We start from the raw sequence: 23,221 nt of genomic DNA, 5'->3' as shown, positions 1-23,221 counted from the left end.
CTCCTGCATTAACAATGTTCTATCACAATCCCATGCGCGATCCCCGGGACACTGGCTCCTTCATTGTAACTTACCGTAGACATCAGCGCTCCGGTCGGCACAAATAATACTCTTTTCCACTCACCTTTACTGATTTTAGGAAGAATATAAGACGCAAGTGTAGTCGCAGCACAGCCACAGCCGCTTCCTCCGGCATGGGTGTCCTGCGTCTGCTGGTCAAAAATAGCCATTCCACAGTCCATATGGCTGTTCATAATATCCAGTCCCTTCTTGCGCATCAAATCGAAGAGGATCGTCTGTCCCACATACCCCAGATCTCCCGTTATAATCCTACTGTAATCTTCCGGTTTTCTTCCAAAATCTTCCATGTTGCAAAGGATGGTATCTGCTGCCGCAGGAGCCATACACGCGCCCATATTTTGAGAATCCTTCAGTCCATAATCTACGATTTTCCCAATAGTCACTCCACTGATCCTCACATGGCTTTTTCTAGTTCCTACAAGGAAAGCACCGCTCCCCGTCACCGTCCACTGTGCCGACAGAGGTCTTTGATTGGCATATCCCAACGGAAAACGGAATTCCTTTTCCGCGCTCCCGAAATGGCTGGATGTCACCGCCAGCATATACTCCCCATATCCTGCCGCCACACACATGGATGCCAGTGCCAGCGCTTCCCCCGAAGTGGAGCAGGCGCCAAACAACCCAAATAGCGGAATCTGCAGGCTCTCCACCCCTGCCGATGTGGCAACTCCCTGACGCAAAAGGTCGCCGCCAAAGAGGAATCTTACCTCTTCCGGTTTCACATGGGCTTTCCCAAGCGCCAGTGTACATGCCTCCTTCTGCATGGTACTTTCTGCCTCTTCCCAGGTATTTTCCCCAAACAGATTGTCTTCTTCTACCATATCGAAAAACTTTCCCAACGGTCCCTCGCCTTCCTTCTTTCCCACGACGGAGGCGCTCTCTATCAGATAAGGTGCTCTGTCAAATGCAATACTTTGTCCGCCTTTTTTCTTCTCCATCATCCTACAATCCCCGCTTTCAACGCAATCCAATAAATCAGCCCGAGTATCCAGCTTGTAAAAATCCCATACAAAATAACCGGACCTGCAATTGTGAATATCTTGCAGCCAATTCCCATGACCTGGCCTTCTTTCTTATACTCAATTGCCGGAGCAGCCACCGAATTAGCAAATCCGGTAATCGGCACTAACGCTCCCGCTCCTCCCCATTTGGCGATACGCGGATAGAGATTTAATCCTGTCAACAGAACACTGCCCAGCACCAGAAGTAACGAGCACCATCCTCCGCCGGTATCTTTATCAAGTCCCAGCTTCTCACAATAATTTAAGATTCCCTGCCCTATCACACAGATGATTCCTCCCACGACAAAGGCTTTTGCCATATTTGCCGGAAGGCTGTGCATAGGAGTCTTCTGTTTTACATACTCCTGATAAGCTTGTTTTTCACTCTCTGTCATCTGTTTCATTGTGTTTCCTCCAAATTCATAAACTACTGCCGGACTGATACTACCAGCGGTGAAAAAAGAAAAGAAATGCTCCTATGCCTTTTCCAAGTGCCATTCCCAGTATTACCCACGGAATACATCTGATCAGCTTTGCCCTTCTTACAAAAATAGGAAAGACATTCAGCATCTCTGCCAACGCCATAGCCCAGCAGCCCACAAAAATCCCCGCCAGTATCCCAAATACAGGGAGCAGAATTTCTGCACAGGGAATCTCTATCTGATAAATAATAAAAATATTTCCCAGAATCCCTCCAAGGGCGGTGGCATCCTCATATAATAAAATATGCTCCCCCGTATGCGTCCGGTCTGCAAAATCAGAGATAACCCCCAGGCCACTGATAAAAGAAAACAGTCCTCCTGCCACTGTAATTCCTGCACTAAGACCTATGACTGCCAGCACAATCTGTAGTCCCCACATCCAGCTCTTTCCCCCTTCTTCCATAGGTTTCCACCAGTGTCGTTTCAATATCATTTTCATAGAGCCGCATTTCCACTTCCATCGGCGTGGGATCAACGGAAAACCGCTTCTTGCCGAAATGATTGAAAAAGACAAGAATACCTATAACCAGTCCGATACAATAGGACAGCTCCAACATCGTAAATCCGTCGGAAGGTCTACCCGCAAGAAGCTCATAGATCTGGCCGAACAGTTTTGTCGTATCTACGTCATTATTAAATGCCATAATCGAAAATGCCGCCCCCACAAAGGTAATCAGCACCACGCAGACCACTTTCACCGCATGTACCATTCCTCCCGGAGTATGCTGGTTCTCGTAAGTGACAATCATGTCCTTCTCTCCCATATTTTGCACCTCGATATTGGGGTACTGCTCATGAATACACTCAATAACCTTAAGAACCGATACTACCGTCCGGCTCCTTCCCTTTTTCTTCTCTTTCTTCGGATTATCAACAAATTTCAGAAGCTTCAGCGCCTTCAGTTTTGGGACAATCTCCGGATTACCGCACTCAATTTTTACGACCTGCCCAAGAGACACTTCCGGTGACGTCACTTCCACATTCTTATCACCTTTTATATACACTGTCTCATTCATTGCCGCCATAAAAATGCCTCCATCCGGCGTTCTCTGATATCGTTACCAGTGTCCCTTCGTTTACATTCTCTGCATTCCTTACATCTCCGAAATAATAAATAACTCCCACAATAACTGCCGCCGCCACTACACAAATTAAGCATACCCTGAGCTTTTTTCTGGCCTCATCCATCCTTATGCACCTTCCTTCTTCTAAAATAAATAAAAGAATTCCTGATTCTTGTGTTAGTATGGATAATCTCCGGAAAAATATGCACCGGTATGCTTTTTGCTGTTTTTATTTATAATTTTTCTCGCAGCCGCCCAAGGATTTTTTTCTCCATCCTTGATACCTGGACCTGCGACACTCCCAGGATTTTCCCCACATCCGACTGGGTCCGGCCGGCAAAATACCGCAGATAGATCAACTTTCTCTCTTCCCCATTAAGCGCTTTTAAAAGCTCCGACAAAAGCATGTGATCCACCACCTTGTCTTCCCCTGTCTCCTGCTCCTCCAGCTTATCCATCAGGGAAATCTCATGCCCATCCTTCTGATAAATGGTTTTATGCAAGGATTCCACTTCTGCACTCGCTTCCATCGCTGCCGCCAGTTCTTCCTTATCCACCTTAAGTTCCGCCGCAATCTCTGCAAGCAGCGGTTCCCTGCCAAGCTTCCTTCTCAGCCCCTCCTGACAGCTGAATGCTTTGCAGGCAAGCTCCTTTAGCGATCGGCTAACCTTAATCATTCCATCATCCCGAAGGAACCGCTTAATCTCTCCCGAAATCATGGGAACTGCATAGGTCGAGAACTTCACATCGTAGGACAAATCGAATTTATCAATTGCCTTCAAAAGCCCAATGCTCCCAATCTGAAACAAATCTTCCGCCTCTGCTCCCCGGTTATAAAACCGTTTCACAATACACCAGACCAGCCCTGTATTTTCTTCCACCAACTGTGCCCTCGCTTCTTTATCCCCTTCGTGAGATTTTTTGATTAAAGCGATTGTGTGGTCCATAACCCCCGTCCTTTGCCAATTGTTTTCTTCATTTTTACCGTGGTTCCCTCCTTCACCTTAGAGATTACTTCTATCTCATCCATAAATGCCTCCATAAAAGAAAACCCCATTCCTGAGCGCTCCATTTCCGGTCTGGTTGTAAAAAGAGGTTCCATCGCTTTCTTAATATCAGGAATTCCTACGCCCTTATCTTTGATTTCCAGATACAGATCCTTTCCCTGAATCCACGCCCGGATATAGATTTTATGTAATTCATTCTCGTATCCATGAATAATCGCATTGGTAACCGCCTCTGAAACGGCTGTTTTTACATCCGATACCTCCTCCAGCGTCGGATTGAGCTGCGTCATAAAAGAAGCTACTGTCACTCTGGCAAAGGCCTCATTAGAAGACCTGCTGTCAAATATCAATTCCATTTCATTCGCAATCTGTTCCATCCTATTTTTCCTCCTCATAGATCTTCATAATTTTCGTAACTCCCGACATCGTCAATATTTTCTTCATCCGCTCGCTGGTATGAGCGGCCCAGACTTCTCCCCCCAACATATAAATCTTCTTATAACGCCCCATTATCACACCAATTCCCGAACTGTCCATAAAATTCGTCTCGGCAAAATCAAAAATAATATAACGAATATGGTTCCGGTCTACCAGATGGTCCGCCTCTTTCTTGATTTCTTCTGCATTGTGATGATCCAGATCGCTGGGCAGAAAAATAGTCAGACAGTTCTCCTGCACTTCATATTTCATAAAACTCCTCCTCGTTTCCCCTTATTATAAAACAAAAGATATGCAGTTACCTGCATATCTCTTCTTTCGTATCTGTCTTTCTATTCATAGTCTTCCGAATATTCATCATAATAACCGTCATCTTCGCTGTAATCTGCACTCTCCTGCGCGTTCTGCGCTGCCTCTTCCTTCACTCCCGGGAAATTCTGGTCAAGGTTTGTATACCAGACATTAGCATTCTCACTGTCTCCGCTTGCCTCATAGCACTGTGCCAGAAGAAGCATCGCATAGCCGTTCTGATAACCGGAATTCATCTGCATCAAAGTAGTCAGGCTGGTAATCGCCTCCGTATAATTAGCCAGATCATAATTCTCTCTGGCACTCTCATACAACACCGAGCCATAGCGGTCATACAGTTCTCCGGTCATGGAATCATACTGTTCCCTTCCCGCAATTCCCAGTGCATCAGGATTTACCTTCAAAAGCTCCGTTACCATCGCCTCATCCGTCATATCCCCTTCCGTGTAACTGTTATAAATGCTCATAACAATCTCATAGCTCTCCTGAGTGGATTCCGCCGTCTGCTGTGCCGCCTCTGCCGCCTCCCCGTTAGAACGGTATTCTTCCAATTCTTTCTTCAAGGCACTGATCTGCGCCTCCTGGGTAGCAATCCGGTCGCTAAATTCCACTACCTGCTGATTTGTCTTTTCATTATTGGATCTGGTAACAGCAGGCATTACCATAAACCACATAACCGCAATTCCAACCACAAGACCAATCAAGATATTCACAATCGTCATCAGCCCCGCATGACCCTTAATCCCTGCAGCCACCGGCTGAATCACAGTATCATTGCCCACCTGATAGGATACTGCCTGGGACTTCTCCTCTTTTCTTGGATGCGCATTTCCCTTCTTGCGCAGTTGCTTCATCTCATGCATATAACGGAGCGTGATATCATTGGTTGTGTCCAGCTTGTGGGCGCTCCTTAGAGTCTGTCTCGCCTTTGAATACTGCTCCGTCTTCATATAAAGCAGCGCCAGCAGCTGATATGCCTTCAAAAAAGACGGATGAGACTGAATCGCTTTCTTCAGTTGGATAATGGCAAGGTCTTCCCCTTCCTGCCCACAATATTCCAGGCTCTGATTATACTTACGGATTGCCTGGTTTACCGCTGCCAGCCCTTCCGGATCTCCCTGTACCTTCTGTATATAATAATTGGCAATATTATCATGAGACTGAAAATTCTTGCTGAGAATCCACTCCACCAGAGCTTCTCCTATCTCTCCCCGCCCATAATATACCAGACCAAGAAGATTCCTTGCCGCAGTATTTTCTCTGTTATATTGCAGACTTTTCTTCAAGGAGGCTGCCGCTCCGGACATGTCTCTTATCTTTGCCCGTTTAAGCCCGTCATTATACCAGTAATTCGACTGGTACACCAGTTTTTGTGTATACTCCATATGCTCCTCGTATCTTTCCTTAAAATCTACTTGTTCGTCTGTTCAATCATTTCCCGCAGGATATCTGACATATCCGTCAGATCTTCCTGATATACGGCTTCCTCTATGTCCTGCACTTCCAGGCTTGGCTGGAATTTCTTCAGTTCTTCTTCATAATCTAACATACGGTCTTCCTCCCGTCCAATTCTTCTTTTATTGCTCCCGCCAGATAAAGCGACCCCAGGCAGTACACCTTCCCACCAGGTTCCTTCCGGCTTAACGCCTCCCGGAAAGCTTCCTTTCTGTCCGCTCTCACCAAGACGCTTTCTTCTGTATATTTTCTGAAAATCCGTCCCAGCTTGTCCGCCGGAACCTTCCTTCTGTCTTCTACTTCCGTAATTACAAATGTCTTTACTTTCAAATGCCTGCACAGATATGCAATCATCTGCTCATATTCTTTATCTTCCACCGCCGAAAAAAGGATTACCGGAAGTTCTCCCTTTTCGCTCTTCGGGCATGCAGCTGTCTCCACCGCACGCACGCTTTCCACAAAAGCTTCGACTGCCCCGGGATTATGAGCTCCATCAATAAAAACACCCGGAAGGACCTCTTCCATACGGCATTCCCAGGTGACAGCCGAAAGTGCTGCCCGCCATCTGGAATAATAGCTCTCCCTATCTGTGTCTCCGGCTGCCCTCTCTCCTTCTAACAATAAATATTCCATCGCCGCAATGGCAATAGACGCATTCATCGCCTGATACAAACCGCAGCCCCTAAGCCTCCACGGAATACTATCATCATACGCACTTCTTCTGAAAAAAGCAATATGTTTGTCCGTAATTTCAATGATTTTGAACGCATTTTTCGAGATTTCTCTACACTCCGACGAAAGTGATTCCGCCCGGTTTCTGATTACTGCAAGCGCCTCTTCATTTCCCGCGTCACAGATAACAGGAATCCCTTTTTTCAGGATTCCCGCCTTCTCCGCTGCAATTTCTCTGATTGTATTGCCCAGATACCTGGTATGATCCAGACTGATAGAAGTAATAATGGTAAGCGCCGGATTTTCGACGGCATTCGTAGCATCCAGCCTTCCGCCAAGTCCGGTTTCAAGAATAATATAATCCGGTTTCTTTCCGGCAAATACCGTCATCCCCATACCAAACAGAAATTCAAAATAAGACGGATGGGCGATTTCCTCCGCTTCCATCTGATCTGTCACTGCTTTCACGCGCAGAAATGCTTTCAGAAATGTCTCATCATCTATCTGCTTATTATCTATCCTTATCCGCTCATTAATAGAAACCAGATGGGGAGATGTAAAAAATCCCACGTGTTTCCCTTCCGCCAGCAAAATCGCCTGCATATAGGCACAGACAGAGCCTTTTCCATTGGTTCCCGCCACATGGATGATTTTCTGCCCTGTCTGTGGATTTCCCAGTCTTCTTAAGAATTCTGCTGTATGTGAAAGAGTATGCTTTTTCGTAAACTTTGGAATCTCTTCTATATAATCAACTGCTTCCTGATAATTCATCGCTGCTATTCTTCATCCTCTTTCGTTGCTTCTACCCAGGATACCCCTTCCTTTCCGGTTCCTGTGCCGGGAACTTCCGTAAGCTTCCCGTCTTCATAAATATACTCCGATGAAGTCCTGAATATGGTGTTGCTTGAGCCTACCTGACTGACGGTAATCACGTCTCCATCCTCCAGCGTTGTCTCCGGCAGCTCAATCCTGGTATTATTCAGGAACTTTATTCCCTTTTGCTTCTCGCCATTTACATACACTTTACTGGATTTTGTAAAATTCTCTCCATAAAGGCTATACCCTCCATCCAGATGAGAAACAATTTCCGACAAAGTAACATCCTTAACCCCCATCTGCATATGCCCCTCTGTAATCGGCGGCTCCCCGTCATATACATACTGCTCACCGTAGAGAATATCATACTGCAGAAGCTCCAGATCCGACAGATAATTCTTCGTCTGATTCCTTTCCTGATGATAATTAAATACCGTACCGGAATGAATACCCAGACGGTCAAACACCTCTGCCACAATCTGATAGGCCGGAATATTGCCGTCTTCCTTAGGCAGTCCGATATTATCCCAGATCACATAATTGGTATTATAGAGATAGCGGCTCTTAAGATCCTCTGCCTTCAGCCCCATCGTAGGAAGGTGATCGCCATAGAACACGATGACAGTCGGCTCTCCCCTGTCCTCAATCGCCTGTACAAGCTTTCCGGCAAATGCGTCCATCTCATACACTTGATTTACGTAATACTCCCATTTATTTTTCAACGCTTCATCTTCAATTCCCTGCACTTTGATTTTCGGATTCTCAATCACCTGTTCCTCCGGATAATCTCCGTGTCCCTGGACACTGATTCCCACTACCAGATCCTGCTGCTCTGTGGTGTCCATCGCCTCCAGAATATGCTCTATCAGAATATCGTCCTTCGCCCATCCATTCTCCGTAGTCTGAAGGATATTCATAAATTCTTTGCTTGTAAATGTATCAAAGCCCATATTGTTATAGACCCTGGCACGGCTGTAGAAATTACCGCCGTTGTTGTGCAGCCCATGGGTGCCGTAGCCCAGCGCAGACAGCGCCGTCGCCACACTCTCGCACGGTTTCTCCTTCACATAAGTTTTAAAAGGATACTCACCCGGTCCGAAGTACCGCAGATTCATCCCTGTCAGCACTTCAAATTCTGTATTGGCCGTTCCGGCTCCTACCGATGGTACTTTAAAGTAACCACTGGAAAAATTCTCATACATCTTGTGAAGATTCGGGCATGCATCTTCCGAAGTGGTAAAAAATTCTGCCTCTTCCACATCAAAATAAGATTCCAGCTGAATAAAAATAATGTTCGGCATTTCCTCCTGGGTAAGACTGGTTTCCGTCTTGGTAATCTCGCCATTGTTACTGATTTCAGCCATGGTTTCCTCACTGTAATCATTCGGCTCATCAATCCCTGTATTGAACAGGCTTGCCATGAAACAATAGGGAAGCCCATAATCCTCATAAGCAAAGGCAATATTTCCAAAATAATTGGAAATCACCCGTTTGTCCAGCGCCGCGGTTGTTAGAACAGAATAGATACCGAAGCATACAAAAACACCAATCAGTGCCACAACTCTGTGAAGTTTGCCTTCATACTGTCCTCCCCGCCGCCACATGGAGATTACCCAGACCACGACTGCCACAATCCCCACAGAAAGTATCACCAGCTCAAAGGGATTGAAATAATTGTTAATCAAAGAAACTGCATCCGTCGCCACCTTCAAATCCTGTGCATTAAAGGGCGTGACACGCTTCAACAGCATATAGCCGTTGCATACGCCAAGAACCATCCAGAGCACACTGATGATAATCCTGACAAAAACTCGCCTTCTGAACAGATATACAATAGAAAACGTCATAAATATCATGAACGCATTGTATAAAAATACCAGCGGCGTCTCTGTCATGTAATCCCATGCCTCAAACAGAGAACGCCTGGAAATACCTTCTATGGCGAAGTTAATCATGCAGGCAAGCAAGGCATGAAACAGGAGGGAAAAACGGTTCATAAATGCATAGACAGGCTTCATCTTCTTCGCAAACGCACTGTTGCGCCGCTCATTCAGTATCCGCTCCCGTCTCTCGCCTTTTGCCTTCCACCACGCCTTTATATCTTCTCGCTTCAAATGCTTTATTTTTTTTACAGTTCCTTTAACATCCGGCTTTTTGAAATGAATCTTCTTCATAGCATCCCCTTGTTTCCACATGAGGGGACAAATGCGTCCCCTGTGTTTTCTATGACATCTTTGCTTTTAATCCCTCAAGCCTCTCTTTAACCTGATCCATCATCTGCTGGTATTTCTCCAGTTTATCTTTTTCTTCCTGCACCTTAGCCGCCGGTGCTTTGCTTACAAACTTCTCATTATTCAGCATTCCATTGGAACGGGCAATTTCCTTTGTAAGCCTGCTCTCTTCTTTACGAAGCCGTTCCATTTCCTGCTCAAAATCAATCAGTTCCTCTAACGGTACATATACCGTAGCATCCGGAACTACAACAGACACCGCATCATCAGCAATTCCTGTCTTATCCTGCTGGATTAAGAAGTCATTTGCCGCAGCCATCATAATCGCAGACTGCTTTAAAGCTTCAAATCCAGCACACAGTGTCTGGTCTTCACATACCACGTAGACCTTTGCCTTTCTGGAATTCGGCACATTCATCTCTGCGCGGACATTGCGGACGCCCTTTACAATTGCCTTGAAATGCTCCGCAATATTTTCTGCCTCCGGAAAGCTCCAGCTCTCATCATATACCGGCCATTCCGACATCATAAGCGACGCTTCTTCCGGACAAAGGTTACTGTAAATCTCCTCGGACACAAACGGCATGAAAGGATGCAAAAGCTTCAGCGCCTTTTTCAGAACTTCCCGCAACGTCCACATAGCATCATTCGCCGCCTCTGCGTCTTCCTCAGCGTGATAGATACGGTACTTCGCCAGCTCAATATACCAGTCACAGAATTCATCCCAAATAAAGTCATATACCTTCTGAAGCGCAATTCCAAGTTCAAACTTGTCCATGTTCTCCGTTACGTCTTTCACCAGATTGTTGCATCTGGACATGATCCAGCAATCCCCCGGACGAGCGTTTACATCCTTCGGCTCTGTGATTTCCCTGCCTTCTATATTCATCATAATGAAGCGGGAAGCATTCCATACCTTATTAGCAAAATTCCGGCTTGCCTCAACTCGTTCATTATAAAACCGCATGTCATTTCCCGGCGCGTTTCCTGTTACCAGCGTCATACGCAGGGCGTCTGCGCCGTATTTGTCAATAATCTCCAGCGGATCGATTCCATTTCCAAGAGACTTGCTCATCTTGCGTCCCTGAGAATCTCTCACCAGTCCATGGATAAATACGGTATGGAACGGTGATTTTCCTGTATGGGCATATCCGGAGAATACCATACGGATTACCCAGAAGAAAATAATATCATATCCGGTTACCAGCACATCCGTCGGATAGAAATAATCCAAATCTTCCGTCTTCTCCGGCCATCCCAGTGTAGAGAACGGCCACAGTGCTGAACTGAACCATGTATCCAGAGTATCCTCATCCTGTGTAAAATGTTTACAGCCGCACTTCGGACATACCTCCGGCATCTGTCTTGCCACAACTACCTCGCCGCACGCATCACAATAGTACGCCGGAATCCTGTGTCCCCACCAGATCTGCCTGGAAATACACCAGTCGCGGATATTCTCTAACCAATGAAGATAAATCTTGTCAAAACGCTCCGGGACAAATTTCAGCTCTCCCGTCTTAATGGCATTGATTGCAGGCTTCGCAAGCTCTTCCATCTTCACAAACCACTGCTGCTTAACCAGCGGTTCAACTGTCGTGTGGCAGCGGTCATGTGTACCCACATTGTGGGAATGGGGAACTACCTTTACCAGATATCCCTGCTCCTTTAGATCTTTCACCATGGCCTCTCTTGCCTCATAGCGGTCCATTCCCGCATATTTACCGCCATACTGTGCGTTAATCGTCGCATCATCATTCATAATATTGATTTCAGGAAGATTATGCCGCTTTCCTACCTCAAAGTCATTGGGATCGTGCGCCGGTGTAATCTTAACCGCTCCGGTTCCAAATTCCTTGTCTACATAGTAATCTGCGACAATCGGAATCTCCCTGTCTGTCAGCGGCAGCTTACAGGTCTTTCCTACAATCGCTTTATATCTCTCGTCATCCGGGTGTACGGCGATTGCCGTATCTCCAAGCATGGTTTCCGGACGGGTCGTCGCGATCTCCAGATAATCATCCGTCCCAACAATCGGGTACTTAATATGCCAGAAATATCCGTCCTGTTCTTCATGTTCAACTTCCGCGTCAGAGAGAGACGTCTTACATACCGGACACCAGTTGATGATTCTGGAACCCTTGTAAATATATCCTTCTTCGTACAATTTAATGAATACTTCTTCTACTGCTTTTGAGCATCCCTCGTCCATGGTGAAACGCTCTCTGTCCCAGTCACAGGATATTCCCAGCTTCTTAAGCTGAGATTTAATGGTTCCGCCGTACTCTTCCTTCCACTGCCAGGTTCTCTCAAGGAATTTCTCCCTGCCGATCTCTTTCTTGTCAATCCCTTCTTCTTTTAACTGGTTCGTAACCTTGACCTCTGTAGAAATTGCCGCATGGTCAGTCCCCGGAACCCAAAGGGCATTGTATCCCTGCATCCTTTTGTAACGGATTAGAATATCCTGCAATGTATTGTCCAGCGCATGCCCCATATGGAGCTTACCGGTAATATTCGGCGGCGGCATCACAATAGTAAATGGCTTCCTGTCTCTGTCTACTTCCGCATGAAAATACTTATTCTTACACCATTTTTCATAAAGCTTCGGTTCAATCGCTTTCGGATTGTAAGTGGTTTCCATATTCTGGCTCATAACTCTCTCCTCTATCTGTATATTTTCTTCACATTTTAAAAAAATCGCCCTTTAAAAACTAAAGGGCGACTATATCGCGGTACCACCTTTATTTATATATAGAAAGAAAATCTTCTACATATCTCATCTTGTTCTGTAACGTGAACGACTACGGGATGACCTTGCCTCCGGGATTCTGTCTACGATCCGTCTGTTCAGGTTCAGCCATCCGGCTCCAAAGCTACCTTCCGCACCTCTTTCCCGAAACCGCCTTTCAGCCCTCGAGCAGTTCTCTCTTTCAGGACGAATCTATGCGTACTCCTCTTCTTCAACGCCTTTGCACATTGAATATGATAGCCATCGACTCCTGATTTGTCAAGGAGTTTCGAGAATTTTCAGAAAGTCTTAAGGCACTATTCAAAAGAAATTAATAGTACCTTGTTTCTATCATATCCAGAAATTCCCGGCTTAAATAATCTTCCATTTTCCGGAAGGTTTCTTCATTTCGGATTAATCTCCCCGGTTCCTGGTACTGTACCCACGCCATGGCACACCAGGTTATTCCACGCAGACAGGTAATTGGCACGAACAGACGCAGACGTTCTTCGATTCCCGCCACATCAAACCTGCCGTCCGCCGCCTTTTTATACTGCATAACGAAATCTGACATTTCTTCTTCGCTTAAGATGACATCTGTCTTCCAGAATGTAGTGGTAGGTGCCAGAAAATGCCCCAGATCCTGAACCGGATCGCCGTACAGCGGCTTCTCCCAGTCCACCAGATAATTCGGCTTCCCCGCTCCATTAATGAGAAAATTGCCGGAGTTTAACTCCGTATTGATACAGCAGCGGTATCCCGTATAATCTCCCACTGCATCCACCCTTTTCTGCCCTGCGAGAAGCAGTCTTTCTATCTGTTTCTTTTTCTGAATTTCTCCCAGATCCGACTGATAATAAGTCTGAACCATCTCCCTGCACTCGTCAAGAATCGCCTGCAGCGGATTCTCCGGCTGCAAAAGACCGCTCTCTTTTGTCCCCGAAATTCTTTCACCCGACCCAATGTACGTATCCGGAACCGGCGTACTGTGGATGTCCGCAAGGCAATGTGCCGCCAATGTCAGATCCTTTCGGTAATCAAGGGCATGGCCTTCCAGATATTCCATCACCATAACGCCATAATTCAGGTGTTTCCTGCTGCCATCCACATAAAGGGGCTTCGGTGTCCTCCCGGATGGCTCCAGGATTTTCAGGGCATTATGTTCATATTCAATTTGACGGTCAAGGTGCATCTGGCTTCCTGTATTCACCCGGAGCACCAGCTTCTTTGCCGTCACCGGATGCACAAACCAATAATTAATATTATATTCTCCCTGTGCAAGCGGCTGATACAACTCTCCTGCGCCCGCCGGAATCCCCAGCGCTTCCCGGTATTCCGGCATCTTTATATATTCTCTTAATCCTTCAATCCTATCCATTTCTTTTTACCTTCTCCATAATCTTCCGGAAAGGTGCTGTAATTCTCCAGCTTGTAGAATCCGCATAGACTCTGATTTCCGCCTCTGCCTTCGCTGCACGCGCCTCCAGATCCGCTATCTTCTCATTTGCCCGTTGAAGCTTCTTTTCCTGCTGTGCATTTATCTGAACCAGCAGTTCCTTTTCCTGCAAAAGTTTCTCTCTTTTCTGATATAAAATTTCTTTCTCCTGCTCCAGTCTTTCAGCCAGACTTTGGGCTTCTGTCAGCCGCCCCCTCTCCTGGGCCAGCACTTTCCGGTGATTTTCCAGATCCGCATTCACAATCTTAAGCTCACCCAGCTTGCTCAGCACATCCGGCGCCAAATACATCCACTCCTGGTTCATCCGGTAAACATCCTGCAATTTCATCTGGAAATGCTCCCGCAGCAAATCAGCCGCACCGGGCTTTCTGAGCAGCAGATCCAGCTTCTGCATCCCCATCAGCTTCATACTCGCCGCTTCCCCGGAATAATCAATCATCAGAAATGCCTTTTCAAATTCCAGCTCTTCATGGGATGCGGACAGAGGGTTCCGGAAATCTTCCCGGAATGTCCGCAAAAACTGTTCGTCCGATAGCCGCTCAACCAGATCTCTTCTGACAAAAAGCTGCTCATTATAATTCTGCGCCACATGCTCTCTGGTAACGCTGCTCACCTGTCCCTGCCCGTCTTCATGCCATCTGAAAAGAGTCAGCTTCTCCGGCAGCACATAGATAGGTGTTTCTGTCACAATCCGTATCCACAGGTCAAAATCCGCGAGCTGGCCATACATCAGGTTAAAGCCTCCTACCTTATCAAGGATTGTCCTGCGGAGCAATGCCGATGGATGGCACAACATATTCTTGTGCCTGAAAAAGTACCGCAGATACGCTTCCTGAGAATCCAGCCTGATACAGAAAGCTTCCTCTGCCGGATTCCCGCCGTCGTCAATTAGCCTTACTTCCGTAAAACAGGCTCCATATTCCGCATGGGATTCCATAAATGCAACCTGTTTTTCCAACTTGTCCTTCTTCCATTGATCGTCACTGTTAATAATCGCAACATATTTTCCAGAACACTTTTGTATCCCATAATTTGCAGAATAACAGTAATAATAATTATCCGGCATACGGATATACCGGATTCTTTCATCCTTGTAGGAACGGATTACTTTCTCAGAACCATCCGTCGAGCCGTCGTCTATAATGATAAACTCAAAATCTGTATAGGATTGATTCAACACACTTTCTATCGCTTCAGGAAGCAAATCTTTTCTGTTGTAAGTGCTCATCAATACACTAACCATTGTTCTTCTCCCGCCTATCTTATATTCTCATATTCTTTTGCAATCTTCTCCACATCTCCTCCCAGCCGGTAACGCAGCTGGAATTTCTGCATCTGCCACATAGTCCAGAGCATACCATATTTCTGGAACCTCCGGGAAGACACCAGAATACTGCTGTCGATCCTTATGATGGGGATTTTCTTCTTTTTCATCCGCAGGGAAAATTCATAATCCTCCATCAGAGGCATCTGCGGCATCCCACCCATTTTTTCAAATAATTTCTTCTGTATAAGGATACCTTGGTCAGCAAAAACAATCCTGCGCAGCTTTACCCGCAGATTAGACATAAACCCACAGATCCGCATCAGGATATGGGACGAATCAAAGACAATCTTAAGACAGCCCGCCGCTTCTCCCCTCTTGATTTTATCAGGAATCTGAAGCAGGACGTCCTTTTTCAGAAGCACATCACTATGCACAAAGAACAGCACGTCCCCCTGCGCCTCTTTTGCTCCGGTATTCATCTGAATTCCCCTTCCCCTGGGGCTATGGACTACACGGAAGTCCGGATCAATTCTCTCCAGAGTCCGATCCGTACTTCCACCATCGCTGAAAATCACTTCAAATTCACCTTCCAGGGTTTTTAAATTCTCCTGAATCCGCCTGATTCCTTTTTCTTCATTCAATATGGGAATAATGATTGAAACCATGTATTTACTCTACCTCACCTACGACACACCAGCGCCAGTATGACTGATCATAATTCCAGGTGTTCTCATATCCGCACATCTCAAGAACAAGCTGTACATACGCAGAACGGATTCCGCCTGTACAGTATGCCACAACCTTATCATCCTTTTCCACTCCTGCCGCTTCAAACATCTCCACGATCTCATCGTTCGGCTTAAGAGTGCCGTCATCCTTGAACATATCGGTGTACCTTACATGGATGGCTCCCGGCATATGGCCACCCTGTGCCTCGTCGTAAAGAACAGCGCCGTCGTACTCTTCGTCTGTTCTGACATCCACGATCGTATAATCATCGTAATTTGCCTGCAGTTCTTCCGTCGTCATTACATGGGTATTATCAATCTCATCGATTTCCACTTCTGTCTTTTCCGGTTTAGACGCAAGATGCTGCGTTTTCACACCAGCCGCTTTTGCAGCCGCATAACCGCCGTCAATCATCTTCACATTCTCATAGCCTGCCGCAGCCAGCTCCCAGAGAAGCCTTGCGTCATCTCCCCAACCATCTTTCGTTTCTCCCACAAAAACAATTTCTTTCTCTTTTGAAAGTCCCAGCTCACCAAGACGTTCTGCCAGATCGTCTGCCTCCGGGATTTTGCCCCAGTTCTCATCTCCGGCCTTCCCTTCTTCGCAGGTACAAAGCTCCTGCCATGTGGTAGCAATCGCCCCGTCAATCGTACCGAGGATCGCCTGCTTGCTTCCTCTGGCATCTACGAATACCACGTTATCGTCTCCTACCAGCTCCTTTGCTTCATCGGCAGTGATAATGTATTCCCCTTGAAATCTTTCTCCATCATCCGCCGCGTCCGTCTCCGATGCCGTCTCATTGGATCCGCATCCCACGGTTCCTGCCGCCATAGCCAGCGCCAGAAACAGCGCCGCTCCTGCTCTTCTTACTCTTTTCATGTCCTTCATCTTTCTTTCCTCCTCCTAATCGTTATGAAGCTGATACTTTTCGTTCAGCCTTAAAATACATTCCCATGTATGCATTTTCTTGTCCAATCTGCCTGCCTCATACATTTCCAGATAGGCAGACACATCTTCCGGTTCGTCGATATCCCGCAGCACAGGAAGCACTCCATAAGTACAGCCGCAGCCTTTGATCTTCTCCAGCGTATCTGCGAACACGCTTCCCGTACCATACGCCTGATCCCGGAATACTTCATCCCGGAGTTTTTTCATTCCAATCAAATAATATCCTGCATCCTCCGTAGCGCCAATCACCATATCCTTCTCTTCCATCACTGCAAATGCCTGCCCGATAATCTTCGTATCCAACGCCGGTATATCTGTCCCAACCAGCACGCAGGCATCATAACCCTTTTCTAATATTTGTCCGATACAGCCGCTCATTCTGGCACCGAATTCCTTCTCCGGCTGTGGTTCATACCCTGCCGCCCCCGGCAGCAGTTTCCGCATCACCGCTTCGCCTCCGGCAGGGGTATAATACACGAAGCTGTCCCAGTCTTCACCGTCTGTAAGGGGCTTAAGATCCATCAGAATTGCCCGGTGAAGTTCGGCGCACTCTTCTCCGGTAAAGTTTTTCTGAAGTCTGGTCTTCGTCGCTCCCGGTACCGGAACCCGGCTGAAAACAATCAATGCTTTCCGCAAAACTTCTCCCTCCTCTCCGGCATCTCCACCCGCATCCATGTATCGTAAATATTCCGCTTAAACTTCTCGCCGTCACGGATAACCGGAAGGTTGCACACGGTCTCTCCTTTATCATCCTCCCGTAAAAAACCTATCTCCAAATCTTTTACAGAAAACGCATACCTTTTCTTTCTATCCTCAAAAAGCTCCGGATGCATCAGATATGCCGCTGCCGTCACATCCCAGTTATAAAACCCCTGTATTCCGTAATCCTCTTCATTAAACCCAAACCAATAGTCTGTATTTTCCCGGATATATACTGCAATTTGCTTATCCGTCCTATAAAGCTCCCGTCTATAATCTTCTTTCGTAAATAATACTTTCATGCAGTTGTTGGCACTGGCAACCGACACATTTTTCCCATACCGCAGCACCGCGAAGGAAGCCTCCGGATCACAGGAAAAATTAAGCTCTTTCATAGTCTTCTTTTCAAATGTCAGCGTCTCTGTAATGCCGCCCATCAGCACAATCTCTTTTACCTTTTCAAAAAAATGCGAATCCTTCTTATATGCTCCGCCCAGATTCGTAAGGGAACCTGTGGCAAGTATAGACAGTTCGCCCAGATATTTGTCTGCCATCTCCACCAGGTAATCTGCCGCCTCACTCTCATAATCTCCCGCTCCTGCTCCGCCTTTTTTCAGAGTCAGGTCTTCTCTCCCAATCTCCCGCAGCATCTTTCGGATAGTCTCATAGACCACATCTATTTTATTGTTCCCGTAAGCGGCTGTAATTCCGTGTACCCATGCTTCTTCACAGCCCAGCAGATACAGAAGCGCCAGTCCGTCATCCACGTCACATCGCGGCACCCCAAAGGTATTATCACAATCATATACAATATGCTTCATTTGCTGTCTCCTTCTTAAACAGATTCTGTCTCCCCGCAGCCTCTGCTTCGTTGATCCGGATTCCAATCTCATCCCCTTCACAGATATGCATTCTTCTGAATTCTGTGCTCACCATCTGGCAGAAGATCCGGCCCTTCTGCGTCTTTAACATCAGCTGCACCGTTTCTCCCATAAAGACAATCTCTTCCACCAGGCAGCCGCTTCCTTCCGGCTCCGGCAGAATATCGAAAGGCCGGAGCATTACCTCATACTCTCCGTCTTCCTTTTCTGCCGCCATCTCAAAGAATTCACAGGAAAAACAGTGTTCCTCCACGCGGCCGCTGATATAATTTGCTTTCCCAAAATAATCTGCAACCTTCCTGGACGCGGGATGATAAAAAATATCCTCCGGCGACGCATATTGAAGGATATGCCCCTGATCCATCAGTACAATGCGGTCAGACATCTGAAGAGCTTCCCGCTTGTCGTGAGTCACCAGGATGGTCGTAAGTTTCCTTTCATTGTGGAGCTTCTTCACCAATGCCCCCATCTCCAGCCTCAATCTCTCATCCAGCCCGGAAAAAGGCTCATCCAAAAGCAGAATCCTCGGGTTCGCCGCCAGCGCTCTGGCAAGCGCCACCCTCTGCATCTGTCCCCCCGACATCTCTTTTATCCGACGATTCTCGTAGCCCGGAAGCTGTACCTCGTTCAGCAGCCTTCTCACTGTCTCTTTGCGCTCCGCTTTCGGAATCTTCTTAACCTCCATAGCAAATGCAATATTTTTCTCCACCGTCATATGCGGGAACAGACGGAGATCCTGGAATACAATCACCGTCCCTCTGCGCTCCGGCGCCACACGGCTGATGTCTCGCCCGCCCATACGGATTTCTCCGGATTCTATTTCAAGCAGTCCTGCAATACTCTTTAACAGCGTCGTCTTTCCGCACCCGGAAGCACCAAGCAAAGAGATAAATTCTCCATCCCGGATGTCCAGGCTCACCTGATGGAGAACTTCTTCCTTCTGCAGTTTTACACTTAGTCTGTCCACTGTAAGTCCCATCTGTCTGCTCCTTTATCTACGTATAATACTCGCTGCCGTAATTCTTGCCAAGACGCCCCGCCGCCCACTCGAACACGCCAAAAATAATCAGAGTAACGCCCAGAAAAACTGTACTGTAAACGCTGGCAATATTGCGGTTTCCTCCCTGCAGCAGCGGCACCATTACAATCGTAAATGTCTTTACCTGCCCGCCGCCAATCAAAAGCGTCAGAAAGTACTGACTGAAGGACACAATATATGCCATACTAAAAGACGACAACATGACCGGAGCCAGCATGGGAAGCGTCACTTTGTAAAATGCTTTCCATGGTGTCGCTCCCAGAACACGTGCCTGCTCTTCCAATCCATTTCCCACCGCCATCGTGCCATCCATCAAAAGCCTTACTGCATAGGGAAGGGAGCAGACCAGGTGAGCGATAATAACTCCCAAAACATTGTTATTCAGTCCCAATTTAATGAAAGTCACCTGCACACCCATGGCAAAAACCGTCCCGGGAACCATAAAGGGAAGAATACTCAGGAAATACGCCCCATCCTTTCCCGGAAAATCATAAAGCACCAACGCCCTTGCTGTCATGGTTCCTATCACAATAGACAAGACAGCAACCACAAGGGAAATCAGGATACTGGATGCAAAAAGCTTTATAAGCTCTTCCTTTCTCCTCAGGATTTCATCCACTGCACGCATGGAAAATACCTGCGGCCACAAATCCGGCCATGCCCACCGCTCTGTAAATGTCCACACGAGAAGAGTAAGTACCGGCAGAATGATTACCAGCATAAATATAGTCAATATAATCTTAGAACTTATACTTGTTTTCGATTTCATAGTTTATCTCTTATTCGCCAAATTCTTTATATTCTTTTTCATCAATACAAAATAAACAGCCGCACTTATCAGAGAAATCACAATAATAATCCCATTTAACGCCATTGCATACGGCCTGTTTCGTAAATCCGGATGCGTATACTGGATATACGCAAGAACCGGCAATGCTTTCGGCGCCGTTGCCCCTAACAAGACCGGCAGCTCATAAGCTCCCAGCGCAAATACAAAAATAATCAGGAAGCCACTTAGAATCGTATGGGCACAAAGCGGAAGCGTCACCCTGCAGAAGGACTGTATCCTGCCTGCGCCAAGATTCACTGCTGCTTCTCCCAGATTGCCATTGATATTTGCCATCAACGCAATCACAAAATAAATAATGAAGGGAATCTCCTTCCACAAATACGCCAGAATAACCCCCATTCCATTTGCATTATAAACAATCACAGGAGAATCCTGCTGGTCTCCGATAATTCCCAGCGCAAAAGCCATCCTTGCAAGCAGACCATTTTGAGAAAAAATATTCACAATAAAAAGAGCCACAACTACATGGGGGACAACAATCGGCAGTTGTACGATTCTCATAAAGCCTCCCTTCGTCTTCCCCTGCATCACAATCACCGCACAAAGAATCACGCCGATAACCGTCGCAAAAAAAGCCGAGGCAAATGCAATATGGAGACTGTACAACACTGACTGCAGCATGTCCGGCCTTGTCAGCACTTCTTTGTAATATGTAAGCGTCGGTTCCGTTAATCCAAAAGCTGGAACCACCCCTAAACTCTGAGTGATTCCAGTAATAAGTCCAATCAAAAATATAACGCTCAGGACAAGCTGCGGAACCAGCAGCGCATAAGGCGTCCATTTCTTTCGCATTATTTTCCTACAACCTCTTCCTGCCAGATTTCTTCAATAATCGGCACCAGTTCTGCCGGCATCTCAGGAATACGTTTAGATAACAGTTCATCCTGCGGGATTGCCCCTTTGCCAAGCTCTACTTCATCAAATGCCGCCTTCTGTTCGTCATTTAATTTGTCATAATCAACAACCGGAAGCGTCTTCATCGTTGCGAATCTGTCCGCCTGGATTTCCGGAGACATCATTTCATTGATGGCAACCATGGCTCCCGCTTTATTTCCTGAATTTGCTGCAATCGCCATGAAATTCGTGTTGCCGATGGTACCTTTGTCAAATTGGAAAGACTGGGTAGTCTCTGTATATTTTCCATCTTCAATGGCAACCGGGACATCATATGCACCATAAGTTACGTTAAATACCAGTTCACCATCTGCAAACATATTATCCTGTGTCACAGAAGAATCCGGAAATGTCTTGCCTTCATTCCAAAGATATGGATTCAACTCTCTCAGATATGCAAGCGCCGGTTCAATGGCAGCCTTTACCGTCTCTTTATCCGGCTCCATATCCATAAACTGCTCCCATCCGCAGATTTCACTGATAATATTTCTTACAAATACGCTCCCTGTAAAATCCGGAAGTGCCGGATAGGTTACTTTGCCCGGATATTTTTTCACAAATTCCATGAATTCCTCTGCATTCGCCGGCATCTCCGGTGTCACAGCCGTATCTACCATCATAACCACCTGTGCTTTTCCATAAGGTGCCTCATATCCTTCTATCGGATAAGCAAAATCCATGGTAACATCCTCTGACTCTGTGTCAATGTATTCTTCAAAATTCGGAAGCTTGTCCACAAACGGTCCATACAGCATATTGTTCTCTTTTGCAGACTGGAAATTTTCTCCGTTAATCCAGATCATGTCGATACTTCCGTCTTCCGTCCCGGCCTCAATCTCGCCGGAAAGCTGACTTAAAACCTGCTCGATATCCATAGGCACGCGCTCCATGGTAATATCATATTTTTCCTTCATAGCCGGTGCAAACACATCGTCCAGCCACGCATTCAGCTTCTCGTCGCCGCCCCAGCCATAGAAGGTTACCGTACTTCCTTTGGCTTCTTCTTTCAGCTCATCAAAGCTCATATCCTCAATATTTACCTCTTCTTTTGCTTCCTTTTTTTCAGAAGAAGACTCGTCATTTCGGCTTCCGCATGCAGTAAGTGACAACACCATAGTTGCCGCTAACAACACGGATACTACTCTCTTTTTCATCTTCTTTCTCCTCTTTCTTTTCTATCTATTCAGGCTTCTGCCCACATTCTTACCAAAACTTGCTCATCGTCCGGTTTATCATAGACTTAGCTGTGTCCGGCAGTTCGCCTGTCTCAAGAATATCCACCAGCATATGATGAACATTCTTCATACCGTCTCTTGCGAATTTCCCCGCGCAAGAACCACAATAAGTATAAATATTCTTATAATTTTTCTCTCTTAACTTTTCGGTAAATCCCGCAGAAATCTCCGGTTCTTTCCCCCGCGCACAGCCTCCCAGGCCACAGCACTGGATTTCATCAATCACCCGCACATTCTCCGGCAGGAAGCTTCTCATCTGCTGCTGCCAAAGCCTGCTTTCTTTGTCCGGACACGGCGTAAAAAGATACATCCTATCTTCCTCTATTCTCCTGCCAATCCCAAGCCGTTCAAGTGCTTCATAAATTCCGGTTACCCGCACACTCAGTTTGCCTTTCAGAAAATAATAGCAGTTGGGGCAGAGCATAATCACCTCTTCCACTCCGGCTTTCTTAAGCCGCTCATCGATCTGCCGGATAATCCGCTCTTCCTGCACGGCAAGTCCCAACTCTGCAATCGGCTTCCCACAACAGTCATAGACGGTACCAATTCCTTTCTTTTTTAAAAGTGCTGCCAGCATCTTCGTCGTCTTCGGATAAAAAGAGGGAAAATTACATCCCGGAAAAAGCACGGTTCCTGCTGTAACATTTTTATAATTCCGAAAAATGTAATTCTGTTTCTCTTTCACCAGCATATCATATCCGTCCGCCGCCACTTTACCGCCGTTTTCTGCCGTAAGGCTGCGTCTTGCCTGCAGGAACACTTCTCTTCCATCAATCCCTGCCGGACACACAGACCCACATTTTCCACATAAGAAACAATGGTAGGCAAGTTCCTTCACTTTCTCTTCATTGCCAATATCCATCTGATATTTGCGCAGAAAATCACAATTCCCGGTACACGCCCCACAATGGATGCACTGTTTTTTCTCTTCAGCCACAA

General features: G+C 46.6%; 24 protein-coding genes and 1 other annotated feature. All 24 genes read right to left on the bottom strand.

All coding sequences use genetic code 11. The features are described 5' to 3' along the window. Positions 1-8: 8 nt before the first annotated feature. The 24 genes from OCV99_RS00335 to OCV99_RS00220 all read right to left on the bottom strand — a co-directional run bounded on the left by OCV99_RS00335 (position 9) and on the right by OCV99_RS00220 (position 23,219). Positions 9-1,019, bottom strand: a complete 1,011-nt coding sequence (locus OCV99_RS00335) for a stage V sporulation protein AD (RefSeq protein ID WP_158367753.1) — start codon at positions 1,017-1,019, stop codon at positions 9-11. Then, positions 1,019-1,477 (bottom strand): SpoVA/SpoVAEb family sporulation membrane protein, encoded by a 459-nt coding sequence (locus tag OCV99_RS00330; RefSeq protein WP_227192766.1) that lies wholly within the window; start codon positions 1,475-1,477, stop codon positions 1,019-1,021. Before OCV99_RS00330 ends, OCV99_RS00335 begins: the two co-directional genes overlap by 1 nt. Before the next feature lie 49 nt (positions 1,478-1,526). Next, on the bottom strand, positions 1,527-1,943 hold the full coding sequence (locus OCV99_RS00325) for a stage V sporulation protein AB (RefSeq protein ID WP_158367240.1): 417 nt from the start codon (positions 1,941-1,943) through the stop codon (positions 1,527-1,529). Continuing rightward, positions 1,903-2,589 (bottom strand): stage V sporulation protein AA, encoded by a 687-nt coding sequence (locus OCV99_RS00320; RefSeq protein ID WP_158367237.1) that lies wholly within the window; start codon positions 2,587-2,589, stop codon positions 1,903-1,905. Before OCV99_RS00320 ends, OCV99_RS00325 begins: the two co-directional genes overlap by 41 nt. Beyond that, positions 2,573-2,752, bottom strand: coding sequence for a hypothetical protein (locus tag OCV99_RS00315; protein WP_158367234.1), 180 nt, complete (start codon positions 2,750-2,752; stop codon positions 2,573-2,575). Before OCV99_RS00315 ends, OCV99_RS00320 begins: the two co-directional genes overlap by 17 nt. A gap of 109 nt (positions 2,753-2,861) precedes the next feature. Further along, positions 2,862-3,575: a SigF/SigG family RNA polymerase sporulation sigma factor gene (locus OCV99_RS00310; protein WP_158367231.1), complete on the bottom strand. Its 714-nt coding sequence runs from the start codon at positions 3,573-3,575 to the stop codon at positions 2,862-2,864. Beyond that, a complete protein-coding gene (gene spoIIAB / locus OCV99_RS00305) occupies positions 3,554-4,012 on the bottom strand; it encodes an anti-sigma F factor (protein ID WP_158367228.1) in 459 nt (152 codons plus the stop codon). The genes OCV99_RS00310 and spoIIAB overlap by 22 nt, the downstream gene beginning before the upstream one ends. A 1-nt stretch (position 4,013) precedes the next feature. Continuing rightward, positions 4,014-4,325, bottom strand: coding sequence for an STAS domain-containing protein (locus OCV99_RS00300; RefSeq protein ID WP_158367225.1), 312 nt, complete (start codon positions 4,323-4,325; stop codon positions 4,014-4,016). A gap of 80 nt (positions 4,326-4,405) precedes the next feature. Beyond that, on the bottom strand, positions 4,406-5,767 hold the full coding sequence (locus tag OCV99_RS00295; protein WP_158367222.1) for a tetratricopeptide repeat protein: 1,362 nt from the start codon (positions 5,765-5,767) through the stop codon (positions 4,406-4,408). Positions 5,768-5,793: 26 nt separating this feature from the next. Next, complete coding sequence (locus OCV99_RS00290) at positions 5,794-5,931, bottom strand: hypothetical protein (RefSeq protein WP_227192743.1); 138 nt, start codon at positions 5,929-5,931, stop codon at positions 5,794-5,796. Next, the gene (locus OCV99_RS00285) at positions 5,925-7,280 is read right to left on the bottom strand and encodes a bifunctional folylpolyglutamate synthase/dihydrofolate synthase (RefSeq protein ID WP_158367219.1); all 1,356 of its coding nucleotides are present in this window, start codon (positions 7,278-7,280) and stop codon (positions 5,925-5,927) included. Before OCV99_RS00285 ends, OCV99_RS00290 begins: the two co-directional genes overlap by 7 nt. A gap of 5 nt (positions 7,281-7,285) precedes the next feature. Further along, a complete protein-coding gene (locus OCV99_RS00280; protein ID WP_158367216.1) occupies positions 7,286-9,499 on the bottom strand; it encodes an LTA synthase family protein in 2,214 nt (737 codons plus the stop codon). Positions 9,500-9,548: 49 nt separating this feature from the next. After that, positions 9,549-12,209 (bottom strand): valine--tRNA ligase, encoded by a 2,661-nt coding sequence (locus OCV99_RS00275; protein WP_158367213.1) that lies wholly within the window; start codon positions 12,207-12,209, stop codon positions 9,549-9,551. 58 nt (positions 12,210-12,267) lie between these two features. Beyond that, positions 12,268-12,529, bottom strand: a binding site (T-box leader). Between the two features lie 86 nt (positions 12,530-12,615). Further along, the gene (locus OCV99_RS00270) at positions 12,616-13,662 is read right to left on the bottom strand and encodes an aminoglycoside phosphotransferase family protein (RefSeq protein WP_158367210.1); all 1,047 of its coding nucleotides are present in this window, start codon (positions 13,660-13,662) and stop codon (positions 12,616-12,618) included. Next, positions 13,655-14,983: a glycosyltransferase gene (locus OCV99_RS00265; protein ID WP_158367207.1), complete on the bottom strand. Its 1,329-nt coding sequence runs from the start codon at positions 14,981-14,983 to the stop codon at positions 13,655-13,657. Before OCV99_RS00265 ends, OCV99_RS00270 begins: the two co-directional genes overlap by 8 nt. 14 nt (positions 14,984-14,997) lie before the next feature. After that, complete coding sequence (locus OCV99_RS00260) at positions 14,998-15,672, bottom strand: TIGR04283 family arsenosugar biosynthesis glycosyltransferase (RefSeq protein WP_158367204.1); 675 nt, start codon at positions 15,670-15,672, stop codon at positions 14,998-15,000. Between the two features lie 4 nt (positions 15,673-15,676). Continuing rightward, a complete protein-coding gene (locus OCV99_RS00255; RefSeq protein ID WP_158367201.1) occupies positions 15,677-16,624 on the bottom strand; it encodes a sulfurtransferase in 948 nt (315 codons plus the stop codon). Positions 16,625-16,639: 15 nt separating this feature from the next. After that, on the bottom strand, positions 16,640-17,320 hold the full coding sequence (locus OCV99_RS00250; protein WP_262574414.1) for a TIGR04282 family arsenosugar biosynthesis glycosyltransferase: 681 nt from the start codon (positions 17,318-17,320) through the stop codon (positions 16,640-16,642). Then, the gene (locus OCV99_RS00245) at positions 17,305-18,204 is read right to left on the bottom strand and encodes a nucleoside hydrolase (protein ID WP_158367196.1); all 900 of its coding nucleotides are present in this window, start codon (positions 18,202-18,204) and stop codon (positions 17,305-17,307) included. The genes OCV99_RS00250 and OCV99_RS00245 overlap by 16 nt, the downstream gene beginning before the upstream one ends. Continuing rightward, positions 18,185-19,243 carry an ABC transporter ATP-binding protein gene (locus OCV99_RS00240; protein WP_158367193.1) on the bottom strand — a complete coding sequence of 353 codons (1,059 nt, stop codon included), beginning with the start codon at positions 19,241-19,243 and terminating at the stop codon, positions 18,185-18,187. The genes OCV99_RS00245 and OCV99_RS00240 overlap by 20 nt, the downstream gene beginning before the upstream one ends. 16 nt (positions 19,244-19,259) lie before the next feature. Further along, positions 19,260-20,072, bottom strand: coding sequence for an ABC transporter permease (locus OCV99_RS00235; RefSeq protein WP_158367190.1), 813 nt, complete (start codon positions 20,070-20,072; stop codon positions 19,260-19,262). 3 nt (positions 20,073-20,075) lie between these two features. Beyond that, positions 20,076-20,945: an ABC transporter permease gene (locus tag OCV99_RS00230; protein WP_158367188.1), complete on the bottom strand. Its 870-nt coding sequence runs from the start codon at positions 20,943-20,945 to the stop codon at positions 20,076-20,078. Beyond that, the gene (locus OCV99_RS00225) at positions 20,945-22,201 is read right to left on the bottom strand and encodes an ABC transporter substrate-binding protein (protein ID WP_158367185.1); all 1,257 of its coding nucleotides are present in this window, start codon (positions 22,199-22,201) and stop codon (positions 20,945-20,947) included. The genes OCV99_RS00230 and OCV99_RS00225 overlap by 1 nt, the downstream gene beginning before the upstream one ends. Before the next feature lie 49 nt (positions 22,202-22,250). Further along, positions 22,251-23,219: a (Fe-S)-binding protein gene (locus OCV99_RS00220; RefSeq protein WP_227192732.1), complete on the bottom strand. Its 969-nt coding sequence runs from the start codon at positions 23,217-23,219 to the stop codon at positions 22,251-22,253. Positions 23,220-23,221 lie beyond the last annotated feature (2 nt).

Source organism: Dorea acetigenes, assembly GCF_025567385.1.
In the GTDB taxonomy this organism is placed as follows: domain Bacteria; phylum Bacillota; class Clostridia; order Lachnospirales; family Lachnospiraceae; genus Claveliimonas; species Claveliimonas acetigenes.
Note: the sequence above shows the minus strand (reverse complement) of the source record. Positions and strands in the feature narration are given on the sequence as shown.